Here is a 23,599-nt window from a genome sequence, read left to right as displayed (position 1 = left end):
TGTTGTTTTTTTAGGACTATCTCAGTAGCATAGGGATTGAAAGTACCCCCGCTAACGCGGGGAAAGCTCCAATATGCCCTCTCGCCAGGAATTACCCCGCTCTACCACTTTAGTAGCTAGCAGGAAACAGGAGCGCTTCAACCTTATCAGCCTGTAGACACAGGCAGAGAGCAAAGGAGCTTAAGGATGAGCATCCCCACCACGGTTTATCTAACCAAGTACCCGGTTCACCAAGCACTAGCGGTTGACCATCCCGGTAAGCCTCAGCGGGGCTGGGACCTAGACTCCCCCGTTTTCAGGCATCGGGCTACCATGCACCTGTTCCCCCAGATTAACGAAGCCACACCCCGGGCTGATGCCAACATCCTTTTCCGCTTGGATACTGCCCCCGGGTCGGCGCCCTTCTTCCTGATTCAGTCTCTCCACGAGCCGACGGGAGTTGAGACAGCGCAGACCAAGATGGTTGAGCTAACCACACCCGATGCCGGATCCACCATCGCCTTTAGGTTGGCGGTCAACGCCATCAAGCGTAAGGCCGATGGAGGCATTACCCCCATCGCTTTTGACCTGGACGAACACAAAGACGGGGTGCCAGGCATGACCGACTGGCTAAACCAAAAGCTCTCACCTGCGCTGACCGGCATTGAGCTACTCAACCACCAGCGTCAGGTGCTGGGAACTGACCGGCGGGGAGCCAAGCGAGGCTCTGACTTTGCAGTTCAGGTCGATACGGTAGACGGCTTCGCTCAAGTAGCAGACCCTGCGCATCTGCAAGAGCTCTTGCTCAAGGGGGTGGGGCGGGCTAAGTCTTACGGTTGTGGTCTGTTATCAATCCGCGTGCTCGAAAGCTAGGGCTGAGCGTGAACACCCACGACTATATCTGGGCTAAACAGGACGGGGTATCTGGCACCTACCCTCTACTAGCGCATCTACTGGATACCGCTACCGTTGCAGGAATTCTCTATGACCGTTGGCTCCGGCAAGGTTTGCAGGAGCTGATAGATAGTGAGCTGGGTGGCGAGGGCAAAAAGATATTCATGTGGATGGCAGCTACCCATGACATCGGCAAAGCATCCCCCCTCTTTCAATACCAGCCCCGCCATCGAGGCCCCGAATGGGACGCCATTAGGCAGGCTTATACGGTAGATTCAGCAGGTTGTTCTTTCGGTGACATTGAGAACCTTAAAAACCAGTACGAGTTTTCTTTAACTCCTGGCACTTCTTTTTTGCGGCGGCACGAACAAATCAGTGCTTTCGCCTTGATGGGCAGGGTTCCCGAAAGTGCTAGCTCCGCCAGCCGCGCCTGGAGCTATCTGCCGGCTATGGGCCACCACGGAAGTTTTAAGTTCCTGTTATTTGGGGGTAGAGCATCTGCTAAAACTGCGCAGAGTCTGCTCACCGATCTGGGATGGGCCCAGGCACAACAGGATCTCTTGCAGATCGTTGCAGAAGCCCTTGAGGTAAAGCCGGCAACCTTCCCCAAGAAGGTCTCACCCACGGTCACTATTTTGCTCTCGGGGCTTCTCATTCTGGCAGACCGCCTAGCTTCTGGCGCCGACTGGGTTGCAAGAAATCAGCAACGACTCAGCAGTCAACAGATTTCCCTCAATCAACCTCAGCAATGGATTCACCACCTCTCTCAGCCAGCCTTTGAAAGGGTGGACCAACTACTCGGCATTTACCGAGGATGGGGTGAGCAGCAAGATGCGCTCGCCGCTATTTTGGGTGGACACTCCCCCAGACCGCTGCAGCAAGAAGCTCTGAAAACAGGGGCAGGTATATGGAATGCTATGGCACCGACAGGGAACGGCAAGACAGAAGCTGCCGCCCTACGTCATTCTCTAGCCGATGAGCGGCTAGTCTTTCTCTTGCCTACTCAGGCAACCAGCAACGCGCTCATGCGGCGCGTCCAAAAGATGTACAGCAGCACCAAGAACGTTGCCTCTCTTGCCCACGGGCTAGCCTCCATCGAAGATTTTTATAACCAGCCCGTCACTGACTATGCAGACACCTGCGAAGGCCAGGACGCCGGTGGGCTCTACCCCACCGAGTTCGTCAAGTCCGGGGCTTCCCGCCTGCTCGCCCCCGTCTGTGTGGGAACCGTTGACCAGGCGCTCATGTCGGCGATTCCGCTCAAGTGGACTCATCTGCGTCTGCTGGCACTAGCCAACTCTCACATCGTTATCGATGAAATTCACACCCTGGATCACTATCAAAGCGAGATTCTGGTGCCCCTGCTCAAGTGGCTGGGTCAGACCAAGACTAGGGTGACCTTTCTATCCGCTACCTTTCCTAGCTGGCAGCGTGCCCGTTTTCTAGAGGCCTACTCAGGCCAGGCGATTCAGAGCAGTCCTGCCTTCCCCTCTGCTGAGAGCCTGGAATTCAATGAACCCACACCCCGGCAGGTTCAGCTCACGGAGGGAAGTGGCGGCAACGAGTACATCATAGATTTCACCTTTGCAGAACCGCCTTTTGAGGAACTTGAAGCAGCCCATATAAGGTGGGCGGGGGAACAGCGCAAGAAGTTTCCTTTGGCGAGGCTTGGCGTTATCTGCAACACGGTAGCACGCGCTCAGAAAGTGGCAGAAGAACTCACTGCAGGCGGTGAAAAGGTCATACTTCTTCATTCCCGTATGACAGCAGAGCACCGACGCATCAACGCTGAACTCTTAGAAAAGCTCATTGGTTCATCTGGCGAGGGTAGCGCCCTGACTGTGGTGGGCACCCAAGCGATTGAAGCGTCCCTAGATATCGACCTCGATATACTCTCAACCGATTTGTGCCCGGCGCCTTCCCTGATTCAGCGGGCGGGGCGAGTGTGGCGCCATCAGGACATTAAACGCCTAGAACGAGTATCAGGTCTACCTCGCCTCACCGTCAACGTTCTAAAACCAGCGGCACCGGAGAAGCACCAGCTATTGCCCTACTCAGAAGCAGAACTTGGTAGAACCTGGGACTACCTCCAGGAACACCAGACCTTCCATTGCCCCACAGATAACCAGGAATTTGTGGATAAAGCAGCAGTCACTCTGGAGACCATCGGTGAAAATCTAGACCGCATGGAGGCAGACTTAGACCATATCGCCCTGGACAGCCATAAAATACAGCGCGGTAGAGACCGGGCACGCGCCATCACCGCCGCGATCAAAGAGACAAGTAGACTAAATGAATTTGAAGCTTTCACCGACCCCCAGCTGAAGGACAAGGACGATACTGCCTTTACACGTCTCATTGAAGCCGACGTGCGCCAGGTCATTGTGGGCGGTCCTCATGAACAGGTGCCCGGGGGGTGGAAGGGTAGCTACCAGGAGCTACTGGCTCTTACCTCGCACCAACAGGGAAAGCTAAGGCAAGCCCTTAAAGCCTCTATGCCGATCCCGGTCAATTCTAAAACTAGAGATCTTCTCAGCACTGCCCTCTCCCTTGAAAATTCACCATCCCTTCTCAAACGCTACCTCTTCTTGCCCGTTCCACAGGGCCTCATCTATGACCCTGTTCTAGGTTTTATAGGGGATGACAAATGAGCTACTCAGATGAAGCACTCGCTTTTTCAACCATACCGACAGACCATCAGGTCAGACTGGAGGACCGCGTATCCTTTCTCTACCTTGAATATTGTGTGGTCAGGCAAGATAAAACGGGTGTTATCGCCTATGGCGGGGATATAGAGAAGGGTGTTATTGCGGGAAAACGGGTCCAGCTACCTGTAAGCGGTCTGGCGGTGCTCATGCTAGGCCCTGGCACTAGCATCACTCAACCCGCCATATCTTCGTGCACCCGCGCTGGAACAACAGTCATGTTCACTGGTGGCGGCGGCGTGCCCAGCTACTCACATGCAACGCCGCTGACGTCGTCCGCGCGCTGGGCAATAGCACAAGCCCGACTTGTTGCCCAGGAGAAGCATCAAAAGGTCGCTGCCCTGGTGCTTTACAAAAAACAGCTGGGCTTGGACCATATGCCAGGGGGTACCATCGCATCTATGCGCGGAATTGAGGGTCGGACCATACGAAACCTCTACCAGAGCACAGCTAAGAAATATAAGCTTCAACTTTTCAGGCGCGATACAAACGCAGAGGACAACGTTAATATCGCGCTCAATATCTCTAATTCGATTCTCTACGGATGCGCGGCGGCAGCCTGTGCGGCAATTGGAGTCAACCCTGCACTGGGCGTCATTCACCGAGGTAATGCCCGTTCATTGCTTTTTGATTTAGCCGATTTATACAAGCCTTCACTAACTATCCCTGTTGCTTTTGCCTGCCATAACAGTGAGGACGTTGCGCAGGAGGTGCGCGCTGGAGTGCGTAAAGAACTGATTCGTCAGGACGTACTGAAGGGTATGTTACAGACCCTGATGGAGATTCTGACCCCTCATCTACCCGAGAGGGACGATGATAGGCTCATCAGTGAGCGCGGCGATGAGGTAGCCGGGCACACCCAGTACGGAAGCCGAGAATAAAGAAACATGTTTGTGGTTTTATCGATGACCTCCGCCCCGGAACATATGCGCGGGTATGTGAGTAGGTTTCTTTCTGAAGCAGCTACCGGTCTCTACGTCGGCAATGTGTCAAAACGTGTCCAACTGAACCTATGGGAGCGGTGCGAGCTAGCCGCGCGTGATGGGTCTTTCACCATGATCTATAGTGATCGATCGCAGGAGCAAGGTTTCAGCATTAGATCTGTGGGGGCTCAGAGCAGGCCAGTTATAGAGCTAGATGGCATAGCTTTGACCTACATGGATGTCCCCAAAAATCGCGAAAAACAGGTAAGCAACTGATAAAATTGCTAATCAGATAGTCTCTTCCCCGCACACGCGGGGGTATTTCCTCAGGTGGCAGTAGCGCCGGGTACACCGCGAACTCTTCCCCGCACACGCGGGGGTATTTCCCTCACCGGCGTACTCGAAGCCGCCAAAACCTTCTCTTCCCCGCACACGCGGGGGTATTTCCAGACTTCGATGACGTGGCTGAGGGTGAAGAGTCTCTTCCCCGCACACGCGGGGGTATTTCCAGATATAAAAGGTAATCGCACCATATCAAGGCCTCTTCCCCGCACACGCGGGGGTATTTCCGGTGAAAACCTTGTATAACTGGCGCTCTGCCCCTCTTCCCCGCACACGCGGGGGTATTTCTATTTACAGTAAAACTGTGAAGGTCGAAGGCGACTCTTCCCCGCACACGCGGGGGTATTTCCCTAAGTGGACGTGTTTCTCGGATAGCCCGAAACTCTTCCCCGCACACGCGGGGGTATTTCCGTGAAGACCGCGACGATGTAGAAGCCATCACCCTCTTCCCCGCACACGCGGGGGTATTTCCGCGCGGATCCGCTGATTTTATTGTTGGCCGTGCTCTTCCCCGCACACGCGGGGGTATTTCCTAAGCTGCCTTTGACCGCTGAGAACGTTGAGGCTCTTCCCCGCACACGCGGGGGTATTTCCGGAAGCCTACAGGAAAATTCAAGATGGTGAGGCTCTTCCCCGCACACGCGGGGGTATTTCCCTAGCCGCCCGCTGCGGTGTAGGCACCACAGACTCTTCCCCGCACACGCGGGGGTATTTCCACCGAAATCAAGGCAGCCAAAGAAGCCCTGGGCTCTTCCCCGCACACGCGGGGGTATTTCCCCTCCGGGGCTGAGGCGGCCACTACTAACCTCCTCTTCCCCGCACACGCGGGGGTATTTCCTCTGGTGGGTGCTGGGCGACCTGATACCCCGGCTCTTCCCCGCACACGCGGGGGTATTTCCATTCAAGCCACCTCCAACATTTCCTGCTGACCCTCTTCCCCGCACACGCGGGGGTATTTCCAGGCCCTCCGGGGATAAAGACTCGACAACCTTCTCTTCCCCGCACACGCGGGGGTATTTCCCGCGTGGGTGCAATCACCACCGGCGAGGCCTCCTCTTCCCCGCACACGCGGGGGTATTTCCTTGGAAACCGCGTACAACGCCCTATCGGTTCGCTCTTCCCCGCACACGCGGGGGTATTTCCCTACGCGGCAAAGTGGACACCCTGTACTCCAACTCTTCCCCGCACACGCGGGGGTATTTCCGCAGTACGGCGCGGCAGGGAACCCGGAAACCTCTCTTCCCCGCACACGCGGGGGTATTTCCACTTTTCTGAAACCCAGCCCCAGAACGGGGCTCTCTTCCCCGCACACGCGGGGGTATTTCCAGCTTGGAATGAACCGAGCCAATATCAGCAGACTCTTCCCCGCACACGCGGGGGTATTTCCTTGATGTTCTCCCAAGCCGTGCTCACAAAGCTCTCTTCCCCGCACACGCGGGGGTATTTCCCCGTAAAGTACACCCTGGACAAAGAGGCAACACTCTTCCCCGCACACGCGGGGGTATTTCTCTGACGATCACACTACGTTCGGAGCAGCGGCGCTCTTCCCCGCACACGCGGGGGTATTTCCGTGTGCCTCGATACGGTCAATGTTTGCGGTTTCTCTTCCCCGCACACGCGGGGGTATTTCCATCACAAACCCCAATCAACAAGGAAGATTAAACTCTTCCCCGCACACGCGGGGGTATTTCCATGTGCGTTTCGTCTGAGATGTTGGGGTATTCCTCTTCCCCGCACACGCGGGGGTATTTCCACCTTCACTGAGGGTATTGATGAAAGTGTGTGCTCTTCCCCGCACACGCGGGGGTATTTCCACTGCTACGCATGTGGCTACGATGTTTGCCGGCTCTTCCCCGCACACGCGGGGGTATTTCCCTGACTCCGATGAAGAGTTCGTGGCGGTCATGCTCTTCCCCGCACACGCGGGGGTATTTCCGCTGCAGTCAATGGGCCAGCCTTCCAAGGCGCCTCTTCCCCGCACACGCGGGGGTATTTCCTAAAGAGAATATCCTTGCTGGGGCTTCCCGAACTCTTCCCCGCACACGCGGGGGTATTTCCTCTTGGAGGGAATGTGCTCCTTCTTTGTGGGGCTCTTCCCCGCACACGCGGGGGTATTTCCCCCATCCCTTTAACAGATACCTACTGCCAAATCTCTTCCCCGCACACGCGGGGGTATTTCCCGCAGGTAAAGGCGGGGGAGCTTGCGGAGGAGCTCTTCCCCGCACACGCGGGGGTATTTCCATCCGTGAAGGGTTTACTGAACTGCACCCGCTCTCTTCCCCGCACACGCGGGGGTATTTCCTGGTGTAAATAGAAAAATCGCTGAGGGTCACACTCTTCCCCGCACACGCGGGGGTATTTCCCGCTTTCGGCGGTCTTGACTTGGCGTCCGTATCTCTTCCCCGCACACGCGGGGGTATTTCCTGGGGGCTTTTGGCGATGGTGCGCAGTACCTGCTCTTCCCCGCACACGCGGGGGTATTTCCGAGCAGCGCCGACAGGCTGCAATCCAGGTAAACTCTTCCCCGCACACGCGGGGGTATTTCCCTTCATCACCGAGGCCGTCAGCGCAGGTATAGCTCTTCCCCGCACACGCGGGGGTATTTCCTATGTGAGCGCCGGGGTGTGGGCCGCAATCTGCTCTTCCCCGCACACGCGGGGGTATTTCCAGGCATCATCTGGTATCACCATTGGTGCTGTGCTCTTCCCCGCACACGCGGGGGTATTTCCTTCTGGGGAAGTAATGAGTGCTACGGTGCTTTCTCTTCCCCGCACACGCGGGGGTATTTCCCATGGTTTCTCGGCCGCGGTCCCTGATGTGCTCTCTTCCCCGCACACGCGGGGGTATTTCCCAGATATCGTTGAGTTCGAGTTCGAAGGCGTGCTCTTCCCCGCACACGCGGGGGTATTTCCCTCATTCGCGGCGTGGCGCTGGGCAAGAACCCCTCTTCCCCGCACACGCGGGGGTATTTCCAAAAAGCCTAGCCACCGGGGGTGTTTGCCTGCCTCTTCCCCGCACACGCGGGGGTATTTCCACTGGCAGTGGTCAGGCTCGGCGTGGATCAAGCTCTTCCCCGCACACGCGGGGGTATTTCTATCGGTTCAAGACCCTACATCATCCCGACTATCTCTTCCCCGCACACGCGGGGGTATTTCCTTGCCCGATGCTTCAAGTGTGCTGGTAGCTACCTCTTCCCCGCACACGCGGGGGTATTTCCTCCATCACATCTATCTCACCCTTCACACCCTTCTCTTCCCCGCACACGCGGGGGTATTTCTATGGTAGATACTGCCTTCGCTTGGGTACAGGCCTCTTCCCCGCACACGCGAGGGTATTTCCGGCTCTGAGACGCGCATACCGGTTCCGCAAGGCTCTTCCCCGCACACGCGGGGGTATTTCTGAGCCTAGATGAATACCTGCCGCTACTGATACCTCTTCCCCGCACACGCGGGGGTATTTCCAACGGTGAAACCCTCAATGTAATGGAAGTTGTCTCTTCCCCGCACACGCGGGGGTATTTCCTGGTGGAGCTGTTTGCAGACTCCCACACCCACCTCTTCCCCGCACACGCGGGGGTATTTCCCAATCTGGAAGTTTCACTGCAGCCGGCGATGGCTCTTCCCCGCACACGCGGGGGTATTTCCCATTTATAAAGGGACCCGGCTAGATTTCACGTCTCTTCCCCGCACACGCGGGGGTATTTCCACCAGAAGGAAAATTGCAAATGCACAGCACCACTCTTCCCCGCACACGCGGGGGTATTTCCCAGGGGCTACTGGTGGGTAAGCCGCACACCCACTCTTCCCCGCACACGCGGGGGTATTTCCCAGGGGCTACTGGTGGGTAAGCCGCACACCCACTCTTCCCCGCACACGCGGGGGTATTTCCCACGGAAATAATCTTCTAAAGCAGAGAACAAGCTCTTCCCCGCACACGCGGGGGTATTTCCACCCCTCGCGGCCAAAGGGTGATTCTCTAGCCCTCTTCCCCGCACACGCGGGGGTATTTCCGCCTTGCCAGCTTGGTTTACGATGCGCCGAGCCTCTTCCCCGCACACGCGGGGGTATTTCCACCCACCCGGAAGGCTACGAGAACGGCGTTCGCTCTTCCCCGCACACGCGGGGGTATTTCCGGGAAGAAGTAATGGATATCATCAGGGGTAACCTCTTCCCCGCACACGCGGGGGTATTTCCGGTGACCGCGGGCAGACCATGCGAGGTGAGCACTCTTCCCCGCACACGCGGGGGTATTTCCCGTGAAGCGACACGTGATGTGGCTAAGAAGCTCTCTTCCCCGCACACGCGGGGGTATTTCCGCTTCCCACGCTAACGGCAACGCCTGGGCTAACTCTTCCCCGCACACGCGGGGGTATTTCCGCTTCCCACGCTAACGGCAACGCCTGGGCTAACTCTTCCCCGCACACGCGGGGGTATTTCCCAAATTCCTCAGCGGGGTTCAGGTTTTGCAGGCTCTTCCCCGCACACGCGGGGGTATTTCCCCTCTCCTGTGCAGGTGTGCGTAAGATTTTCGCTCTTCCCCGCACACGCGGGGGTATTTCCTCAGTAGGCACACCCTTTGAGTTTACGAAATCCTCTTCCCCGCACACGCGGGGGTATTTCCTCAGTAGGCACACCCTTTGAGTTTACGAAATCCTCTTCCCCGCACACGCGGGGGTATTTCCACTGTTACCCGGCTCAATCCAAAGCATGTCGACTCTTCCCCGCACACGCGGGGGTATTTCCGGGATACTTAAGCCACTTACGATTGGAGAGCTCTCTTCCCCGCACACGCGGGGGTATTTCCACCCCGGGTTCTTCGAAGTGCTGAACCGCACCCTCTTCCCCGCACACGCGGGGGTATTTCCTCGCCAGCCGCCGAACCGTTCGAATCCTGGGTCTCTTCCCCGCACACGCGGGGGTATTTCCGTGTTGGTGTGTTTTTGGGTGTTTTTGTGGAACTCTTCCCCGCACACACGGGGGTATTTCCCTCCTCCACTCCCAACAATAGCCAGACGCAGACTCTTCCCCGCACACACGGGGGTATTTCCGAGAATATCTGTTGCTGTTGAGGTGCGTTCAGCTCTTCCCCGCACACGCGGGGGTATTTCCTGGGTCATCGCGGTAGCGGCGAGTTCTGCGGCCTCTTCCCCGCACACGCGGGGGTATTTCCCAGTGTATGAACAGTTTGATTGTTCAGGGTCCCTCTTCCCCGCACACGCGGGGGTATTTCCCTCCAGGCAACCGACCTCGACCCCTTCAATAACTCTTCCCCGCACACGCGGGGGTATTTCCCAGCCAATGGCCCGTGTGCCGGTATAGCTGGCCTCTTCCCCGCACGCACGGGGGTATTTCCACGGCGCCACCCAGCCCAGCGATGACTAAGGTCTCTTCCCTGCACACGCGGGGGTATTTCCCACAGAGTGCTTTAACTGAAGGTGATAGCATCTCCTCACTAAGTAAGGAAGGTATTCGAGCTTATTTTACAACTTAGATTTTGTGGATATTAACAGCAAAAGACCCCCACCGTGCGTGGAGGTCTTTTTGGAAAATGTGCGCCCCCTCGGACTCGAACCGAGAACCCATTGATTAAGAGTCAATTGCTCTGCCAATTGAGCTAGAGGCGCTTATTTATTTATCATCACCGGCAAGCTTTCGCTCTCTGGCAACGAATAAATACTATACGCACCGATTTGACCCACCGCAACTTGAAAACTGCTTTTGTGAGCACCTACACATGAACCTTTTCAAAGACCGCTCAGTTGCACCCCTAGTAGAGGCCCTCCACGGTCCTTAGTATGAGACCATGACCAAGGAATCACAGCTGCCAGCCAGCATTAATCGCATAGCGTGGCGCACCGTTTTTATCAGCCTCATCATAGCCCTCCTGTTCTTTATAGCCGCTCCGCTGATGCGGGCGTCCAGCTCCCAACAAAACCTTGTTCTGATGTGACCGCTTGCTTTGGTTTGCTCTTCTTGGTCGCACTCTTTCTCATTGGCATCTATGGCCTTATGCGCCCTGCTCCGCGGCGTCCCGCCCTATCGGCCCCTCAGGAAGCTTAAGTCAGCTAGCTGTTCACGGTATTATGGGCTAGAAACTATGTTCGAAACCGATTGATGAGGTCCCATGGCTCGCCGCACCAAAACCGCGCACGATGACTACCCCGAGGGCATTGTAGAAAACATCGTCGATATTGATGTCTCAAGCGAGATGGAAAACAGTTTCCTCGAGTACTCCTACTCGGTCATCTACTCCCGTGCTCTGCCGGACGCCCGAGACGGACTCAAACCAGTGCAGCGCCGCATCCTCTACATGATGCAGCAGATGGGCCTACGCCCAGACAAGGGGCACGTCAAAAGTGCCCGCGTCATCGGTGAGGTCATGGGTAAGCTCCACCCCCACGGTGACAGCGCTATCTACGATGCCATGGTGCGACTCGCCCAGCCGTTTGCGATGCGCCTACCCATGGTCGATGGGCACGGTAACTTTGGTTCTTTGGACGATGGCCCGGCAGCCTCCCGTTACACCGAGGCCCGCATGGCCCCGGCAGCCCTTGCTATGACAGCTGATCTGGGCGAGGACGTCGTAGACTTCGTGCCCAACTACGACAACCAGTTCATGCAGCCCTCCGTGCTACCGGCTGCCTACCCCAACCTGCTAGTGAACGGTTCAGCCGGTATCGCGGTGGGCATGGCAACGAACATGGCGCCGCACAACCTGCGCGAGATCATCGCCGCTGCCCGCCACCTGTTGGAGAACCCCGACGCCAGCCTCAAGGACATCATGAAGCTGGTGCCCGGCCCTGATCTGCCCAGCGGCGGCACCATTGTGGGCACCACCGGCATTAAGGACGCCTACGAGAAGGGTCGGGGTATCTTCAAGACCCGCGCCAAGGTATCCATTGAGCAGGTAACTGCCCGCAAGCAGGGCATCGTGGTCACCGAACTGCCTTACATGGTAGGCCCCGAGAAGGTCATTGAAAAAATCAAAGACGGGGTCAATTCTAAGAAACTACAGGGCATCTCTGACGTGGTTGACCTGACCGACCGCAAAAACGGTCTGCGTATGGTCATTGAAGTCAAGAACGGCTTTAACCCCAAGGCGGTGCTAGCTGCTCTCTACAAGCACACTCCTCTAGAAGACTCCTTCGGCATTAACAACGTTGCCTTGGTCGACGGTCAGCCTCAAACCCTGGGTCTGCTTGACCTCCTGCACGTTTATGTTGATCACCGCCTTGAGGTGGTACGCCGTCGCACCAACCACAGGCTTGGCAAGCGCCAGGACCGTTTGCACCTGGTCGAAGGTTTACTGATTGCCATCGTCGATATCGACGAGGTCATTCAGATTATTCGATCATCAGACGAAACTGCCCAGGCACGCACCCGTCTGATGCAGGTCTTTGATCTAACCGAGGTGCAGGCTAATCACATCCTGGAGCTACGTCTGCGCCAGCTCACCAAGTACTCCCGTATTGAGCTGGAGACCGAGCGCGAGGACTTGCTGCGTGAGATTGCTGAGCTTCAGGAAATCCTGGGGTCAGATGCCAAACTGCGTGCCCTGGTCTGTGCCGAGCTGCAAGCTGTAGCTGACGAGTACGGCACCGACCGTCGCACCAAGATTGTCACCAAGGACGATTTGGCTGATGCTGTCGCAGCGCTCTCTGCCACTGCGTCCAAGGCGAAAAAAGAGGCGGGGATTTCACTAGAAATCGCTAACGACCCCTGCTGGGTTCTGCTCTCTACCTCTGGGCAGGTGGGCCGTACGCGCGGTGAAGCTGGTGGCCGCAGCGAGCTGGTTGAACCAGGTAAGCGCCTGAAACACGACGCACTGACCTCTTGGGTGGCGACCACTGCACGCGGGGAAATTGGGGCGGTTACCTCAACCGGCAGGCTGGTGCGCGTCTCGGTACTGGAACTACCGGTGCTAGAAGATTCAGCGGGCACTCCCCTGCTAGCTTCCGGTGTGAAAGCCGCAGAAATGATCACGCTAGGACGAGGGGAAACCCTGGTTGCTCTGGTACCACTTGATCAGGTGCTGGCGCTCGCAACTGAACGGGGCGTGGTTAAAAGGGTCAACCCTGATTACCCTCTGAACGCAGGGGACTTTGAGATTATCAAGCTCAAGCCCAAGGACCGCCTGATCGCCGCTACCGCCTGTGACAGCAATGATTTGCTGCTAACTTTCGTGACCGAGCAAGCCAAGCTACTTGTCTTTGATGCAGCCAAGGTTCGCCCGCAGGGCAGGACCGGTGGCGGCATGGCGGGCATGAAGATTGCCGACGATGACCGGCTCATCGCCTTTGGGGTGACTGCCCCTGGCTCCCCCGCCCAGGTGGTAACCATTACCGATGGCGGGGCTGAGGGCGCTTCAGCTAAGGTGACCGAGCTGGCTGACTTCCCACAGAAGGGTAGGGCAACTGCCGGTATGCGCGCCCACCGCTTCCTCAAGGGTGAGTCTTCCCTAGCGCTTGCTTGGGTAGGTATTGGCCCCGCTAAGGCTGTTTCTGCAGCCGGTGTGGCTCGTACCCTGCCCGGTGAGTTTGGGGCACGTGATGGCTCCGGTGTGCCGCTGGCTCAGGCCGTGGACGCAATAGGCCCAGCCTATGCGGTCACCGCGGCAACACCGGTAGCAGCAACCGAAGCTAATCAGTCCGGTGCGTTAGCAGCCGTTGAGACTGAACGTGGCGCTCAAGGTGCAGAGGCAGGTGAGGCGGCCGAAGAAGCACTCTTCTGAGCCGTCTCACACCTCAGTAAATGAAAGTGCCCTGGCAAGCTAGCATGCTTGCCAGGGCACCGCTCTTTTGAGCGGTTCTAGAGTTTGACGACGGTATCGCAGGCAGCAATATCTTCTGCACGGTGCGATACCAGCACAACAGCGGGCAAGGTAGTTTTACCGGACGGTTGATCTGCTGAGGTACGTTTGGTGCCGCGAGCAACCTCATCAATCAGTGCCACAGCGGCTGGAGCGTCCAGATGGGCGGTGGGTTCGTCCATGAGGAGCAGCGGAGAATCCACCAGCAGGGTTCGAGCGATGGCTATGCGCTGGCGCTGACCGCCAGAGACGAAGGAACCTCCAGCGCCCACGGGAGTCTGCAAGCCCGCCGGTAGCTGCCGCACAAAATCTCCGAGCCCCACGCGGTCTAGCACCTCGTACATTTCAGTTTCAGTGGGCCTTTCCTCAGACGAGCGAGCAATTGCCAGGTTGTTGGCGATGGTCGATTCAAAGATGTAGGCAGACTGAGGGCACCAGGCTGCATAGCCCCTGAGCGCCTGGGCATCAAAGACCTGGCCGTTGACCCGAATCTCACCTTCTTCAAGCGGTAGGAAGCCGAGCAGAGTAGCCAGCGCCGTGGTCTTTCCCGCGCCTGACGGGCCGGTGATGCCCAACCATTCGCCGGAAGAAACTGAGGCGCTCAGACCGCTAAAGACCGGTTGCTGCATGTCTGGCCAACGGGTTGCCAAAGATTCAAGCTCAAGGGTGATGGTGCTGTGGGCACTTCGCTGGGAGCGACCAACTCCGGGTTCCCCCAGAATATCGCGCATGTTCTGGCGCTCCTGCGCCTCGCTTTCTTGGTCGCCTTGATCCGCTTCAACGTCGGCCAGGTGCTCGCGGGTACGTTCTACCAGGATTGCAAAGGCTGGCCAGTTGCGTACGGCTTCCACGTGGGCAGCGGTGGTCTCAAAGAGGGCAGTGAGCATCAGAATAACCACTGCAGCGGTGGGGGCAGTAATACCCCCATCACGTACCGAGGGCCACACACAGATGATGGTAGCGAGCGCGGCTCCCCACCAGGTAGCGACCATGAGCCCCTGCCCCACACCGATCGCACGCGAACTATGGATGCGGGAGCGCACGTTCAGACCATCCCTGCGAGAAAGTGCTAAGGCAACCGTTTGGTCCAGGTCGTTATTGTGCAGGTCCGGGGCAGCGTCGATGGCGGATACACCTAACCTCAGAAGGCCCGCGGTTTCCCTGCGTGCCGCGGCGTCCGCACGTGCATCAGCACGGATGACCACTGCTGGGATGATAAAGGTGGCGATGAGTACCGCTAGCCCTACGGGTAGTAGCGCGATGGGGGTAGCTAGCGCGGTCACAAGGACTACCAGGCCCATGACAATGAGGTGGGACGCTACGGGCAGCAGAACGCGGGGGGCGGTGTCTCGCAGCTCATCAACATCACCCACCAAGCGGTCTAGCACCCGGTCACCGCGTAGGAGGGAACGTACCGATAGCACGCTGCGCCCCGCGGCATCCCAGGCGCGTATTCGCAGGGCATTAGCTGCTTTGAGCACGAGGTCATGGGTTTTAAGGCGTTCGGCGTAGCGGCTCACTGCACGGCCCAGGCCAAAGAAACGCACACCGCTCACCGCTACCAGGAGGTACATCATGGCTGGCTGCTCAGCAGCTCGCACAATCAACCAGCCTGATAGGGCGGTGAGGCTGACGGCAAAGACCACGGTCAGAACCGAGAGGAAGACAGGCAGTAAGGTCTGATGAGTTCTAATGCCGGTGAGTTTTCGTGCGGTGCGCAGGGTGCTCACGATACCGGGGATACGGCGGCGGTGCGGTGCGCTTGGCTCTTCAGCTTGCGCCGCTGGAGTTGAGTCTTCGAGCTCACCGGTGGCCACCGCCTGGGCTAAGGTGCCCAGGGCATAACCTCCCAGCCCGGTTGTATTTTGAGAGGTCAGCTGCCATGTTACCCCGTGAGGGCGCCGGGCGGCGTCCAGACGGTTATTGGTAGCAGCAGCGAGCTGGGTGTCATGGGTGACGATAATGAGTGTGGCGCCCGTTTCTTGGAGGGCAGCGAGCGCTACGTTGACTTTGGCTGCCGAGACAGGGTCAAGGTGGGCGGTAGGTTCATCAATGAGTACGGTGACGCGGTGGTTCTCTGCCTGCAAGGTGGCAACGCGGGCGAGAGCTCGAGCGATAGCTAGGCGGCGCATTTGCCCGGCGGAGAGCGCCTCGGGCGGCAAATCTGCCAGGTCAGCTAGGCCAACAGCGTGCAGATAGCTGGTAAAAAATTCACGGTCTTCTTCGGTGAAAGCAACGGTTTCACCGAGCAGGGTTGAGGCGTAGTGGATGCCTTCAAGGGCCCCTTCACCGCGCGTCACGGCGGCGTAGAGAGCAACCTCTGCCAGAGCTGTGGGGGCGATGAAGGCTGGAGACTGGCTGATCCATACGGTGGATCCGGTGCCACTCACTAATCCGCTAACCTTGATTGGTTCTGTGGTGCCGGTGGGAACCAGGCCCTGACGCAGGGAGCCACCCAGCACACCCAGCAGGGTGGATTTGCCGCAGCCTGAAGGGCCAGTGATGGCGGTGGTGGTGCCGTGCTTGAGGTTGAAGCTCACACCGGTGAGGACGCGTTCGCGCCCTGGGTAGCTCAGTGAGAGGTCGCGTACCGATATATAGTCTCCGCCGGGGGCAACCATGGGTTGGGGTACCGGTTGATCAATAATTGCTTGGGCGCGGCGCTGGGCTGCCACGCCCTCTTCCGACTGGTGATAGGCGGTGCCGACGTCCCGCAGTGGCTGGTAGCATTCGGGGGCCAATAAGAGAACGAGCAGGGCGACGTCTAGCCCCATGTTTCCCTCAACCAGACGTAGACCAATAAAGACAGCCACCAGTGCGATAGAGATGGTGGTAATGAGCTCTAGGGCAAGCGAGGAGAGGAAGGCGCTACGCAGGGTATACATCGTAGCTTTTCGATAGCGTTCACCCAGCTCCCCCAGCGCTTTAGACTGTGCGCGTGAACGCCCCAACCCCACCAGAACCGGCAACCCTTTAACCAGTTCCACGATATGGTCAGATAGACGCAGCAGATCCTTTTGGGCGCGCGCCGTATCTTCACGGGTGGTACGGCCAATCAGCACCATGAACACCGGGATGAGGGGCAAGGTGAGCACGATAATGAGGGCTGATACCCAGTCATAGAACGCTATCACCAGTAGCAAAATGCTGGGGATAACGGCAGTGGACACAAAGGCTGTTAGTGTCTTGGTGTAGTAGTGATCCAGTGCATCAAGGCCGCGTGAGAGCAGTACAGCGGTAGCGCCGGTACCATCAGGTGTATCGATCCCTCCGGTAGCTAGCACTCTCCGGATCACCTGACGGCGAAGAGTGGTTTTTGCACCGGTAGCAGCTTTTTGTGCGTAGTAGGTGAGATACCAGTCCGCTGCTGCCCGCACGATGAGGGCTAAGGTACCTGTCAGGGCGAGTGACAGGACGCTGGGCTCCACAAAAGGGCTGGCAAAAAAGATACCCTCAACCTCTGCTCGCCCGTTGCCTGCGAAGACCGCACGCTGAGCCTCCACCGCGCTGGCGTAGGTCGCACCTTCATGGAAGACAGCGAACGTCAGCCGCGCAAGATAGGTTATAGCAGTACCGAGGACGGCAGCGAAGACTACCAGTGCCAAAGTTTTGATGGCAATCAGCAGGGAAAAAACCGCGAGGTTTTTCTTGGCATCGGGTCCCAAGGGTGGCCTGCTGTTCTTTGGGTTCGCCATGAAGGTTTCTGCCTTTGCTGCCGCGAATAGTTTGTTCACCATTGTAGTAGTATCTCTACCGGCCTGCCGAACCGGGACTCGTGCTTCGGCCTCTCAGAAAATCACGGCCTTACTTGCTGATTCTGCGAGCAAGCTCCGTGACATCATGGGCTGTGGGTATATGATCAACGGTCAGGCGCTGACGGAAGACCCAGTAGGTCCAGCTCTGGTAGATCAGTAGAATTGGCACTCCAAAGATAGCCACCCAGCTCATGACAGTTAGGGTGTAGTCAGAGCTTGATGCACTGGAAATCGTGAGGTGATGTGCTTCATTCAAGGTGGAGGGCAGGACGTTGGGGTAGAGCGCCAGGAAGATAGCACTGACCCCCAAGACCGTGAAACTGGCCAGGGCTGCAAAGCCCTTCCCCTCGTGGCCGGCTTTGAGCAGTGTCCAGGCCCCGACCGCAGCAATGACCGCAACTACGGTAAAGGCCAAAGAGAGGGCTTTACCCGCGGTGAACTGCAAGTAGAGAACCCAACCGGTCACAGGCAGAAGTAGCAGCGGCAACAGCCTCAGTAACAGCGTACGGGCGCGGTGGCGTATCTCGCCGTCGGTCTTGAGGGCGACGAAGGCCAAACCCATGACGAGGGACAGCCCCACCATTGCCAGACCACCCATCAGCACTGCGGGAGTTACCCAGGCAAAGGCGCCGCCCACTCGGTCTCCGTTAGCGTTAAGAGGAAGGCCGGTGCTGGTGAGGGCCAGCAGGGCACCAATCATAAAAGCAATCACTAGTGAGCCCAGAGAAATGGCTAGGTTCCAGCCCGCAATCCACCGAGCGCTGTCCTTTTTGCCCCTGTATTCAATACCCACTGCACGGAAGATGAGGGCTAGCAGAGTAAGGGTCAGCGGAATATAGAGGGCAGAGAAGAGCGAGGCGTACCAGAGCGGGAAGGCTGCAAAAGTCGCGGCACCAGCCGTCACCAGCCACACCTCGTTACCGTCCCATACAGGACCAATGGTGTTCAGCAGTAGGCGGCGTTCCTTCTCGTTCTTAGCGAAAAGGCGACTCATGAGCATGCCCACCCCGAGATCAAAACCGTCCAGAACGATATAACCAATCCAGAAAAAGCCAACGACGGCAAACCAGATGGTGGGTAAGAGAGGCTGGTCGGCAAATAGATCAAACATTGTTCTACCCTTGTCTAGTAAGCGAACGCGAGAACATCGCGGTCATCGTGGTCATCCTGCTGAGGGTCTTCAACCAGTTCAGGCATGGCGGCTACCACCCCGGCCTTGACGTATTTTGCGAGCAGGTAAATTTCAACCACCATCAGTGCGGCATATACCAGTGCTAGGGAGACCAGCGAGAAGAGAATCTCAAACCCAGAAACCCCGGGCGATACCGCGGCTGCAGTGAACATCAGAATAGCGGGGTTGCCATCCGGATTGGGAGCCACCACGAAAGGTTGCCTGCCCATTTCAGTGAAGACCCAGCCCAGGATATTAGCGCCAAAAGGTGCCAGAATACCTGCTATCGCCAGGTTAGAGATCCACTTCGCTTCTGGCACGGTACCCTCACCCTTTTTGCGGGTCACCCACAAAACGTAGAGGAAAGACAGGGCACTTACCCCACCCAGGGTAATCATGCCGCGGAAACCGTAGTAGGTGACCTCCATCAGCGGCAGATAGTCGATTTCTGAACCGGCGCGCTCGCCGTAGAGTTCGGGATCATCGGGCAGGTGGGTGCCGTAGGTTTCTTCGTAGATAGGCATCAGAGTGGTGATGCCGGCGACGTTGGTGGTGAAGTCCCCATAGGCAAGGAAGGAGAGGAGCCCGGGAATCTCAAGGATCGCTTGAACCTCATCGCAGTTCTGGGCTCCGGGTGAAGACAGTGATAAGACCGAAAAACCTGTGCCGTCGTGGCAGGCAGCCTCCGCTGCAGCCATTTTCATGGGCTGCTGTTCTATCATGAGCTGTGCCTGGGAATGGCCGGTGAAGGCGGTACCCAAGAAGCCGATGAGACCTACAATTGCACCAATACGCAGGGACTTGAACCAGACCGTAAAGTCAGTGGTATCACGTGCGCCTTCTACCTGCTGGCCAACGACTACTTTGCCGTTCTCACCGATAGTATCTACACCATCGCGGCGGCGCTTCCAGAGCTTGTACCAGGCGATACCCACTAAGAAACCACCCGCGACCTGCACCGCACCCGCCAGAGCGTGGGGGTAGGCAACCATAGCAGTGTTATTTGTCAGCACAGCCCAGACGTCATTGAGAACGGGGCGTCCGTCCACCATCTCAACACCAACGGGGTGTTGCATCCAGGAGTTCGCCACAATAATGAAGTAGGCACTGAGCCAGGATGCTGCAACCGCCATGAAGAGGCAGGCTGCATGGATTTTGGGTTTGAGTTTGTCCCAACCAAAAATCCAGAGACCCAAAAAGGTAGATTCTACGAAGAAGGCAAGAAGACCTTCCATGGCAAGAGGGGCACCGAATACGTCTCCTACGAAGCGGGAGTACTCGCTCCAGGCCATACCGAACTGGAATTCCTGCACTAGACCGGTGGCCACGCCCATGATGAAGTTAATGAGGTAGAGCTTGCCCCAAAACTTGGTCATGCGCTTGTACTCGGGCTTTTGAGTGCGGATGTAGGCGATATAGAAACCTGTCACAACGGCGCCGAGCCCCAGGGTGAGGGGGACCATCATGAAGTGGTAGACAGTGGTGATACCGAACTGCCATCGGGCGATTTCGAGGGGATCCATCGGTGTCCTTGTGAAGTGCGAAGGGGTGAGCAAGCGTCGCTACCGATGCCCGGCAGTCCGACCTTACTGTGGTGATTTTGAACTATGGTACACCCCCAAAATTGGGAATCACTTAAGGTCACTTACACCCTGTCAGAGCGGGATTTGACGCATGACTAAAGGTGCCTTAAACGCTAATACACGCTGGGACCTTTAGGTGCACAGCGGATCCCCCTAAGGCGTCTCCCTGCCTATTCACAGGTGCGGGTAGAACTCAAGGTCAGATAGGTTAGCGCTGCCCTAGTAAGCCCAGCTGGGCCACAGCCTCACGCTCGTCAACAAGCTCAGCCACCGAGGTAGCAATCTTGTCCCTCGAAAAATCCGAGTGCTCAAAAGAGTGAATAATCCCATATTTTCCTCCCACACAGCGCACCGGGAAAGAGCTAATGAGACCTTCAGGCACCCCGTAAGATCCATCCGAGGGGACAGCCATGGAGGTCCACCGCTCCCCTGTTCCCAGCGTCCAATCGCGTACGTGCATCAAAGCTGCATGAGCGGCAGAAGCAACTGACGACCCGCCTCGCACCGCGATGATTTCGGCACCGCGATTGGCCACCGTGGGGATAAAGGTTTCTTCAATCCAGCTCTGGTCTAGACCCTTTTCGGTTAAAACATCAAGAGCCGCACGCCCATCCACCGTGGCATGGAAGAGGTCGGGGTACTGGCTGGCGGAGTGGTTACCCCAGATGGTGACCCCTTCGATATTCTGCACTGCTGCCCCGGTTGCTAGTGCTAGCTGGCCGACAGCGCGGTGGTGGTCCAAGCGGGTCAGGGCGGTAAAGCGCTCCAGCGGGACGTCGGGTGCGTGCGAGGCTGCAATGAGGGCGTTGGTATTGGCAGGGTTTCCCACCACTGCCACCCGCACGTCATCAGCCGCGTGGTCGTTAATCGCCTTACCCTGCACCGAGAAAATACCGCCGTTGGCTTCCAGTAAATCGGCGCGCTCCATGCCCTTGGTGCGGGGGCGGGAGCCAATCAACAAAGCGACATTGGCACCGTCAAACCCAACAGTGGGATCATCAGTAACCTCCACCGACTGCAACAGCGGGAAGGCGCCATCAGTCAGTTCCATAGCGGTCCCCTCGGCCCCGTTGAGCCCTTGAGAGATTTCGAGGAGCCGCAGGCGAACTGGGGTGTCAGCTCCCAACATCTCACCGGCGGCAATGCGAAAGACCGAGGCATAACCAATTTGACCGGCAGCACCGGTAACGGTGACCGTAACAGGATTCTTTTTTGAAGGTGTCATGGACAACATTATATAGTGACTTGCGTAACTCTTACCGGTTGACTCCCGGTGTTTAGGGAGCGAGCAATAGATCCTTAAACATCGATAGCCGCAGCATCGAGCTTGTGCGCGCCTCGAATAATAAAGTCCTTACGGGGGGCAACCTCTGAACCCATCAAAAGGGTAAAAGCACGCTCAGCCGCCTCGGCATCTGAGACCCGCACCCGGCGGAGCATGCGGTGGCGGGGGTCCATGGTGGTTTCAGCCAGCTGATCTGCATCCATTTCACCCAAGCCTTTGTAGCGCTGGATGGGCTCTTTGTAGCTCTTACCCTCAGCTTCAAGGCTAGCCAGCAACTGATGTAACTCTTGTTCGGTGTACGTGTAGACCATTTCATTGGGTTTACCGCGGTGCACCACCTCAACCCGATGCAGGGGCGGCACAGCAGCGTAAATCTTACCTGCCTCAACCAGGGGCCGCATATAGCGGTAGAAAAGGGTTAGCAGAAGCGTGCGAATGTGGGCGCCGTCCACGTCCGCGTCGGTCATCATCACGATTTTGTCATAGCGGCGGGAGTCTAGGTCAAAGCTTCGACCTGAACCGGCACCAATGACCTGAATAATAGCGGCGCATTCGGTGTTGGCCAGCATATCGGTAATAGAGGCCTTCTGAACGTTCAGAATTTTGCCACGAATGGGCAGTAGCGCCTGGTAGGTGGATGACCGCGCCAGGCGGGCTGTTCCCAGCGCCGAGTCGCCCTCCACAATAAAAAGCTCAGACTTCTCGACGTCCGTGGTGCGGCAGTCCACCAGTTTGGTGGGCATGGACGAGGTCTCTAGCGCGTTCTTGCGCCGCTGGGTTTCCTTGTGCACCCGTGCTGAGACGCGGGATTTCATTTCAGCAACCACTTTTTCAGAAAGCTGGGTGGCTTGTGTCTTATCGGCCCGCGCCGTAGCTTTCAGTTTCTCCGCTAGTTGCTTGGCAACTACCTTAGAAACAATCTGGCGCACTGCTGGGGTGCCCAAAATTTCCTTGGTCTGGCCTTCAAACTGTGGTTCAGCCAGTCGCACGGTCAGCACCGCGGTGAGGCCTGCCAGCACGTCGTCCTTCTCGATTTTCTCGTTGGCTCCCACCTTAAATTTGCGGGCATTATCAGTCAGGTGTTTACGGAAGGTCTTCAGCAGACCCTGTTCAAAGCCGGTCTGATGGGTGCCTCCCTTAGGGGTGGCAATGATGTTGACGAAGGTGCGCAGAGTGGTCTCATAGCCAATCCCCCAGCGCAGCGCAATATCGACTTCGCATTCACGCTCAACTTCGGTGAGTTTGGAGTGGCCTTTACCATCGAGCACGGGCACCGTCTCGGTGAAGGTTTCCCTGCCGGTAAAGCGCCAGATGTCGGTCACGGAGGTATCGTGAGCCAGGTATTCAACGAACTCCCCGATCCCTCCATCGTGTTGGAAGACCTCTTCAAAGCTTCCGTTCTCACCGGGTGTTCCGGGTAGGCGGCGGTCATCGCGGATAGCAATACGTAGACCCGGGATCAGAAAGGCAGTCTGGCGGGCGCGAGCGGTCAGGTCAGCGTAGCTGAATTTGGCATCCGGGGTGAAGATCATGGGATCAGCCCAGTAACGCACCCGGGTTCCGGTGACACCGCGTTTAGCTTTACCTACGACCTGTAGAGGATCGCCTGCGGTAGAGAAAGCATTATCAGGTTTTGGGGTGCGGCCATCGTCAAAGATGCCGGGGACGCCGTGGCGGAAGCTCATCTGGTAGGTCTTACCGCCGCGGTCCACGTGTACATCCAGGCGGGAGGACAGCGCGTTAACTACCGATGCGCCCACACCGTGCAGACCGCCGGAAGCCGTGTAGGAGCCACCGCCGAATTTACCCCCAGCGTGTAGCTTGGTGTAGACCACTTCAACGCCTGAGAGGCCGGTGCGCGGTTCGATATCGGTGGGCACACCTCGGCCGTCATCTTGTACCTCTACCGAGCCGTCCTTATGCAGGATGATTTGGATGTTCTGCCCGTACCCTGCCAGCGCCTCGTCTACGGAGTTATCGATGATTTCCCAGAGGCAATGCATGAGCCCGCGAGAGTCGGTGGAGCCGATGTACATGCCGGGGCGTTTACGCACGGCTTCAAGACCTTCGAGGACTGATAGGTTGCTCGCGGTGTAGTTGCTGGCGGCCACGGGGTCTCCTTGGGGCTGACGGACTTATCGACTCTTTAGTTTA

The 23,599-nt window shown here is 57.5% G+C and carries 11 protein-coding genes, 1 tRNA gene and 1 CRISPR repeat array; of the genes, 6 read left to right on the top strand and 6 right to left on the bottom strand.

Going from position 1 to position 23,599, the window contains the following annotated elements:
* Positions 1-186 precede the first annotated feature (186 nt).
* From VVR27_RS09270 to cas2e, 4 genes are read left to right on the top strand one after another with little or no spacing between them, the layout of a single operon-like run.
* Complete coding sequence (locus tag VVR27_RS09270; protein ID WP_237202558.1) at positions 187-852, top strand: type I-E CRISPR-associated protein Cas6/Cse3/CasE; 666 nt, start codon at positions 187-189, stop codon at positions 850-852.
* Positions 853-860: 8 nt separating this feature from the next.
* Complete coding sequence (gene cas3, locus VVR27_RS09265) at positions 861-3,524, top strand: CRISPR-associated helicase Cas3' (protein WP_368548086.1); 2,664 nt, start codon at positions 861-863, stop codon at positions 3,522-3,524.
* On the top strand, positions 3,521-4,459 hold the full coding sequence (gene cas1e, locus VVR27_RS09260; protein ID WP_368548085.1) for a type I-E CRISPR-associated endonuclease Cas1e: 939 nt from the start codon (positions 3,521-3,523) through the stop codon (positions 4,457-4,459). The genes cas3 and cas1e overlap by 4 nt, the downstream gene beginning before the upstream one ends.
* A 6-nt stretch (positions 4,460-4,465) precedes the next feature.
* Entirely contained in the window at positions 4,466-4,777 is a 312-nt protein-coding gene (gene cas2e, locus VVR27_RS09255) for a type I-E CRISPR-associated endoribonuclease Cas2e (protein ID WP_368548084.1), read from the top strand.
* 21 nt (positions 4,778-4,798) lie between these two features.
* Positions 4,799-10,256: direct repeats of the CRISPR family, unit length 29 nt; unit sequence CTCTTCCCCGCACACGCGGGGGTATTTCC.
* A gap of 137 nt (positions 10,257-10,393) precedes the next feature.
* Here cas2e and VVR27_RS09250 read toward each other — a convergent pair.
* Positions 10,394-10,466: transfer RNA gene (locus VVR27_RS09250), tRNA-Lys, on the bottom strand.
* Between the two features lie 179 nt (positions 10,467-10,645).
* Here VVR27_RS09250 and VVR27_RS09245 point away from each other — a divergent pair.
* Both VVR27_RS09245 and VVR27_RS09240 read left to right on the top strand, forming a co-directional pair.
* Positions 10,646-10,792 (top strand): hypothetical protein, encoded by a 147-nt coding sequence (locus VVR27_RS09245; RefSeq protein WP_368548083.1) that lies wholly within the window; start codon positions 10,646-10,648, stop codon positions 10,790-10,792.
* 174 nt (positions 10,793-10,966) lie between these two features.
* A complete protein-coding gene (locus VVR27_RS09240; protein WP_368548082.1) occupies positions 10,967-13,573 on the top strand; it encodes a DNA topoisomerase (ATP-hydrolyzing) subunit A in 2,607 nt (868 codons plus the stop codon).
* Positions 13,574-13,650: 77 nt separating this feature from the next.
* On the opposite strand, the gene cydC is transcribed toward VVR27_RS09240, so the two are convergent.
* The 5 genes from cydC to VVR27_RS09215 all read right to left on the bottom strand — a co-directional run bounded on the left by cydC (position 13,651) and on the right by VVR27_RS09215 (position 23,556).
* Positions 13,651-17,388 carry a thiol reductant ABC exporter subunit CydC gene (gene cydC, locus VVR27_RS09235; RefSeq protein ID WP_368548081.1) on the bottom strand — a complete coding sequence of 1,246 codons (3,738 nt, stop codon included), beginning with the start codon at positions 17,386-17,388 and terminating at the stop codon, positions 13,651-13,653.
* A gap of 67 nt (positions 17,389-17,455) precedes the next feature.
* Complete coding sequence (gene cydB, locus VVR27_RS09230; protein WP_368548080.1) at positions 17,456-18,517, bottom strand: cytochrome d ubiquinol oxidase subunit II; 1,062 nt, start codon at positions 18,515-18,517, stop codon at positions 17,456-17,458.
* A 14-nt stretch (positions 18,518-18,531) separates the two neighbouring features.
* Positions 18,532-20,100, bottom strand: a complete 1,569-nt coding sequence (locus tag VVR27_RS09225) for a cytochrome ubiquinol oxidase subunit I (protein ID WP_368548079.1) — start codon at positions 20,098-20,100, stop codon at positions 18,532-18,534.
* Positions 20,101-20,368: 268 nt separating this feature from the next.
* Positions 20,369-21,385 (bottom strand): malate dehydrogenase, encoded by a 1,017-nt coding sequence (locus VVR27_RS09220; RefSeq protein WP_368548078.1) that lies wholly within the window; start codon positions 21,383-21,385, stop codon positions 20,369-20,371.
* A 74-nt stretch (positions 21,386-21,459) separates the two neighbouring features.
* Entirely contained in the window at positions 21,460-23,556 is a 2,097-nt protein-coding gene (locus VVR27_RS09215) for a type IIA DNA topoisomerase subunit B (RefSeq protein ID WP_368548077.1), read from the bottom strand.
* Positions 23,557-23,599: the final 43 nt, after the last annotated feature.

The sequence above is a fragment of the Rothia sp. LK2492 genome (genome assembly GCF_040946345.1).
Taxonomy (GTDB): domain Bacteria; phylum Actinomycetota; class Actinomycetes; order Actinomycetales; family Micrococcaceae; genus Rothia; species Rothia endophytica.
This window is presented reverse-complemented; position numbering and strand designations above follow the sequence as displayed.

Bases quoted from the DNA above. Each gene is read 5' to 3' on its own strand.
- VVR27_RS09225 (WP_368548079.1), bottom strand. From the start codon at position 20,100: ATGGATCCCCTCGAAATCGCCCGATGGCAGTTCGGTATCACCACTGTC.
- VVR27_RS09245 (WP_368548083.1), top strand. From the start codon at position 10,646: ATGACCAAGGAATCACAGCTGCCAGCCAGCATTAATCGCATAGCGTGG.
- cydC (WP_368548081.1), bottom strand. From the start codon at position 17,388: ATGGTGAACAAACTATTCGCGGCAGCAAAGGCAGAAACCTTCATGGCG.
- VVR27_RS09220 (WP_368548078.1), bottom strand. From the start codon at position 21,385: ATGACACCTTCAAAAAAGAATCCTGTTACGGTCACCGTTACCGGTGCT.
- cydB (WP_368548080.1), bottom strand. From the start codon at position 18,517: ATGTTTGATCTATTTGCCGACCAGCCTCTCTTACCCACCATCTGGTTT.
- cas2e (WP_368548084.1), top strand. From the start codon at position 4,466: ATGTTTGTGGTTTTATCGATGACCTCCGCCCCGGAACATATGCGCGGG.
- VVR27_RS09240 (WP_368548082.1), top strand. From the start codon at position 10,967: ATGGCTCGCCGCACCAAAACCGCGCACGATGACTACCCCGAGGGCATT.
- VVR27_RS09270 (WP_237202558.1), top strand. From the start codon at position 187: ATGAGCATCCCCACCACGGTTTATCTAACCAAGTACCCGGTTCACCAA.
- cas1e (WP_368548085.1), top strand. From the start codon at position 3,521: ATGAGCTACTCAGATGAAGCACTCGCTTTTTCAACCATACCGACAGAC.